Source organism: Thermoflexus sp. (assembly GCF_025055495.1).
Lineage (GTDB): Bacteria > Chloroflexota > Anaerolineae > Thermoflexales > Thermoflexaceae > Thermoflexus.
The window spans coordinates 1-3,531 of record NZ_JANWXB010000340.1 but is presented as its reverse complement, the minus strand read 5'-3'; the positions used below and the strand labels follow the sequence as shown (position 1 = coordinate 3,531).

5 protein-coding genes are annotated in these 3,531 nt (G+C 61.8%); all 5 read left to right on the top strand.

The annotated features are described in order from the left end of the window. Positions 1 to 1,038 precede the first annotated feature (1,038 nt). Complete coding sequence (locus tag NZM16_RS10920) at positions 1,039 to 1,434, top strand: hypothetical protein (RefSeq protein WP_295448439.1); 396 nt, start codon at positions 1,039 to 1,041, stop codon at positions 1,432 to 1,434. Positions 1,435 to 1,725: 291 nt separating this feature from the next. After that, positions 1,726 to 2,106 carry a YtxH domain-containing protein gene (locus NZM16_RS10915; RefSeq protein ID WP_295448437.1) on the top strand — a complete coding sequence of 127 codons (381 nt, stop codon included), beginning with the start codon at positions 1,726 to 1,728 and terminating at the stop codon, positions 2,104 to 2,106. Positions 2,107 to 2,118: 12 nt separating this feature from the next. Next, positions 2,119 to 2,361: a DUF2007 domain-containing protein gene (locus NZM16_RS10910; RefSeq protein WP_295448434.1), complete on the top strand. Its 243-nt coding sequence runs from the start codon at positions 2,119 to 2,121 to the stop codon at positions 2,359 to 2,361. A 334-nt stretch (positions 2,362 to 2,695) separates the two neighbouring features. Beyond that, on the top strand, positions 2,696 to 3,298 hold the full coding sequence (infC, locus tag NZM16_RS10905) for a translation initiation factor IF-3 (RefSeq protein WP_322797648.1): 603 nt from the start codon (positions 2,696 to 2,698) through the stop codon (positions 3,296 to 3,298). Next, on the top strand, positions 3,264 to 3,476 hold the full coding sequence (locus NZM16_RS10900) for a 50S ribosomal protein L35 (protein WP_295448431.1): 213 nt from the start codon (positions 3,264 to 3,266) through the stop codon (positions 3,474 to 3,476). The genes infC and NZM16_RS10900 overlap by 35 nt, the downstream gene beginning before the upstream one ends. Positions 3,477 to 3,531: the final 55 nt, after the last annotated feature.

Below are 3,531 nucleotides of genomic sequence, written 5' to 3'. Positions count from 1 at the left end.
TCCGGGCTGTGTGCCGAGGGGCCCCTGCCCCACGCCCCGTATTCCTACTCCCCCCGCGCCGCTGGGCGGCGCGGGGCATGATCATTCTGGGGTGAGCAGGAACGCCCGAGACGGCCCCTGCTCGCCCCAAAAATCCCCTTCGGGGGGAAGAGTGGCAAATTGAATGATAGTTGTGAAGAGCCCGACCGCAAGCGCATATTATATCAAAGAGCTTTTCAATTCACAACTATTCGATCAGGTGGTGGCCGTCCTATCTCCGATGAGCGAATGCTGCAAGCGGGTCCTTCTGGTCCGCCTGTTCGTCCGCGCCTGTCCCTAAAATATCCAAGGCCCATGTCCACAACTCGTGCAAGCCAGAGAGCGAACCGCCCGATGGCTGGGAAGGGCCCGCTCCCCCTCCCCTCTATCCTCTCCCCACGCCACTTCGCGGCGTGGGGAGAGGATTCAGAAACACTTGGGGTGGTAGGGCGGGGCGAAGCCCCCCGCCCCACCACCCCAAACCCCTGCCCGCCATTGGACCCAGCCAGCAGCACGCGTTCTGAACATGAGCCTACATCCAATCCCCCTCCCCGGTGCCCGAAGGGCGCGGGGAGGGACTGGCCCTCGATGCGGTGGAAGGCTCAGGGGGCCTGTTGCATGGCCCGTCTGTCCAATAGTCCAATTTCCCCATTCCTTTCCTTAGGACGGATGGCACTAAAAATCCCCTCCCCCTAAGGCGCGAAGGACCTTGGGAAAGGAGATCCAGGGGAGAGAGCCGTCTCTACAGCATTCCATGCAGTCAATCGTTAAGCACCACCCAATCTGCACTCATCCCCAGGCCAGTTAAGCTATAATCAGTAAATGAACGGGAGTTACGCCGTTGGGGGCCGATCAGACGAGGTGGAATGGCCCCATCCCCCTGTATCTTCTCTTCCCGCGGCCTAAAGGGCCTTGGGAAGAGGGGCAGGACCTCCCGAGAAGGCGAACGGCGTAACTCCTATGAAAGCGAATAGAGAAGCGGTGGTCTCTCACTCGCAAATCGGAGAACAGGTGCTTCCTATGCGTCCACGTCGCTGGCCTCCTATCAGCTGGATCCTCTTGGGTGCGGCAGCCCTGGCTCTGGTGGTGGCCTTCCTGGTCTTTCTCTATATGCACCCGGCCACTGCTGCGGTCCTGCGGGATGTTTTGATCATCGCCCTCGCTCTCCAGTTAATTCTGCTAACTACCGTGGCGATCTTCCTGGTTTACCGTCTGATCCTCCTCGTGGATTGGTTCCAGCAGGAGATCCAGCCCATCCTCCAGCGGGCCCGGGAGACCGTGGATACTGTGCATGGGACCAGCGTCTTCCTGGGCCGACGCCTGGCCCGTCCGACCATTGAGGCGGCCAGCGTGGCGGCTGGCGTCACTCAGGCGTTGCGAACGCTAATCCGTTTATTGCGCGGACGCTTGATGTAAAGCGTGCCCCATGCAATGTCGACCGTCGGGCCCCATCCCAGCGCTTTTGGGAGGGAAGGGGCAGGTCCTTTTCCCTAAAAAAACCTTTTTCGGGCTGGGGCGCCGCTTTGGGCGGCGCCCCAGCCCAAAACCTGTAGGCGGAGGTTGCCCATAGCGTAAAGCGTTTTCCCTGAGGTATTGCGGCGAGCGAGGGGCTGAACGCCCTCAGCCTTGTCCCCGGGCCTGTGCGCGGACGAAGAGAACCTTGGGGGAGTTCTTCCTCAATAATCTTTGCATGGACGGAGGTGTCCAATGGCGGAGCGAGAGCACGGTGGAGAGTTCGGGGCCTTTCTGGCCGGGTTCCTGACCGGAGCCCTGGTGGGCGCGGTAGTGGCCTTATTGTTTGCGCCTCGCTCGGGCGAGGAGACCCGACGGCTATTGCAGGAACGGGGGATCGAGCTGAAAACGCATGCCGAGGAGCTCACGACTCAGGCCCGCTCTCAGGCAGAGGCCGCGCTGATCGAGGCGCGCCGACGGGCTGAGGAAGCCGCTGCGGAGGCGCGCCGCCGCGCGGAGGAGCTTCGCAAATGGCTGGAGGAAAGTCGGGCTCAGTTTGAGCAAATGATGGCTCAGCGTCGAGGCGTCACGTCTCCGGCAACTGGCGAGTCGTCCACGGAGGGGCCTGCGGCCTGAAGGAGCGCACCTTTGATTTCGCCGGAGGATTGGGTGCTGGTCTATGAGGCGGGGAATCTGATCGAGGGTCAGATGGTGCAAGCCCGACTGGAGCAGGAAGGAATCCCCGCCCGGCTTCGTTATGAAGCCATCCATACGCTGATCGCGTCGGCCTTCCATCGGGTGGAGGTTCTGGTCCCGGCGGAGTGGGTGGAGCAAGCCCGACAGATCCTGGCGATGGAGGCTCCCCCTTCCGACTTGGATCTGCCGGATTAGTCCAACTCGACCTGGGCTGGCGCGTCCCGGCAAGCAGGGGCGGTGAAGCCGTCCGCCCCGACTCCTTTTTTGCTTCCCCCCTCCCATGCCGCTTCGCGGTGTGGGAGAATGCGGAATGCCTGATAAGGATCAGTCAGGATTCCAGGTGCATGGGGCGAATCCGACGCCGCTTACGGAACCGATGGATCTCTCCTCAGGGGTGCACTGTTTTCTCCTCTCTCCCCACGCAGCCCTCAGGGCTGTGGGGAGAGAGGAGAAAGGGGAGGCGGTTTGACGTTCAGGCGGCCCCATGCTATGATCTTCTCCGGCATCCTGTTCCGGAAAGGAGGACCATATTTCCGCGCGAAAGTATCGTGTGAACGAGGCGATCCGGGCACGGCAGGTCCGGCTGATCGGCCCGGATGGGAAGCAGATCGGTGTGGTTTCCCTGATAGAAGCTCTCGCCGCCGCGCGCCAGCACGGCCTGGATCTGGTGGAGGTTGCCCCCCAGGCAGATCCGCCGGTCTGCCGCATTATGGATTACGGCAAGTTCCTCTACGAACAGGCCAAGAAGGAACGGGAGGCCCGCAAAGCGCTCAAACAGATTGTAGTGAAAGAGATCCGTCTGCGCCCGACCACGGATCCTCATCATGTGGGGTTCAAGGTGCGGGACGCCCGGCGCTTTCTCAACGATGGCAATAAGGTAAAGGTTCAGGTTCGAATGCGCGGGCGCGAGATGATGCACCTGCAACTGGCCACGGAAATGCTTCAGCGCTTCGCGGAGCAGGTGGCCGATGTGGGAGTGGTGGAGACACCGCCCAGCATGGAAGGCCAGAGCATGGTGATGGTGCTGGCCCCTCTGCGCCGGAAGGGAGGGTCGTCGGCGGAACGGAAGGTGGAATCCAGTTCGGAGGTGATAGAAGGTGCCCAAGATTCGGACCCACAAGGCGACCGCTAAGCGGCTTCGCTATACTGGAGGCGGGAAGCTGGTGCGCGCGAAGATCGGCCGCAGCCACCTGCGGCGCAAGCGCGCCAAACGCACGAAGAGGCTCTACGATGAGATGCTCACGGTGACTGAACCCTTTGTTTATAAACAGGTGAAGCGGCTGGCTCCTTACCTGGATCAGAAGGATTAACTTGACCCGTCATCCCTCCTTTTCAGGGCTGGGGCGCCGCCCAAAGCGGCGCCCC

Bases quoted from the DNA above. Each gene is read 5' to 3' on its own strand.
- NZM16_RS10920 (WP_295448439.1), top strand. From the start codon at position 1,039: ATGCGTCCACGTCGCTGGCCTCCTATCAGCTGGATCCTCTTGGGTGCG.
- NZM16_RS10915 (WP_295448437.1), top strand. From the start codon at position 1,726: ATGGCGGAGCGAGAGCACGGTGGAGAGTTCGGGGCCTTTCTGGCCGGG.